The sequence below is a fragment of the Pseudomonas sp. BGI-2 genome (genome assembly GCF_004310295.1).
Taxonomy (GTDB): Bacteria; Pseudomonadota; Gammaproteobacteria; order Pseudomonadales; family Pseudomonadaceae; genus Aquipseudomonas.
On record NZ_SISB01000104.1, the window covers coordinates 1 to 962 of the forward strand.

Consider the following 962-nt stretch of genomic DNA (forward strand, 5'->3'; position numbering starts at 1 on the left):
TAATATCGATGACGTTATGGTAGCTATGCCGTCGTAATCGACGAATTTAGCGCCGGGAAAATTGCGAAGCCCCGGCGCTGAATTTATCCATAACGTCCATTATGCGAGGCTATCAACTACTAACACTTGAGGGGCAGCTATCAACACTTGAGGGGCTTTTTTTGCCGTGAAACTCTCTGCAGAAGGTTTCTCAGGGCCGATTTTATGAGCTGATTAGGTCATCAAGACCTATCAATTTGTCTTCAATTTCCTTTTTGGTGTCCATTGCCACTATCAACACTTGGGGGGCATTTTTCGTTTTGGGCAGGCGCCTTGATTACTGCTTTGGAATTTTAGCCGCTAAAATCCTCTCGATATGTCCGTCCTTTTTAGCTGCAAGATTCGTAGGGAGATGGCTATGAAAGACAGGTCACATGATGAAGCAATGGTCGATTTATTCCGCGATGACCCAGGCTATGCCGACGAGCTTTTGAGCATCGTCCTCGAGGAGGGTGATAAGGAAGAATTGGCAATTGTCGTTCGTCAGATGGCCAAGGCTTTTGGCGATCTCAGTCACTTGGATGCAACTTAGCGCAACGCGATTTTGTGCGATTTAATGCGATTCAACGCGATTTAGTGCGGTTCAATGCGATCCGGCGCGTTAAAGGGGAAGGATTTCGGCTAGACCCTGTCTCTCATCCGCAAGCGATTTAGTGCAATGCGATTTAATGCGATTCAACGCGATTTAATGCGATTCAATGCGAAGAATTCAGGCTAGATCTCATTTTCGCCTACGCGAAAACGTTGAGGATTCGGTCAAAGAGGGAAGGATTTCGGCTATGTTCCTGCTGACCTTGACCTGCCCGAAGGGCATTAGGCGCCACGCTTATCTAGTGCCTGGCTAATCAACATCCGCGCCGATACCCGGCAACGCCGGCCTTTCTTCCGCCTAACAAAAAACCCCAGCGATCGTTAGACCTCTG

1 protein-coding gene is annotated in these 962 nt (G+C 48.2%); it reads left to right on the plus strand.

What is annotated here, in order from left to right:
• Positions 1-397 precede the first annotated feature (397 nt).
• Entirely contained in the window at positions 398-571 is a 174-nt protein-coding gene (locus EYC95_RS30300) for a hypothetical protein (protein ID WP_165557537.1), read from the plus strand.
• Positions 572-962 lie beyond the last annotated feature (391 nt).

What these genes read in the sequence shown, in the direction of transcription:
- EYC95_RS30300 (WP_165557537.1), top strand. Translation starts at nt 398, where the DNA reads ATGAAAGACAGGTCACATGATGAAGCAATGGTCGATTTATTCCGCGAT.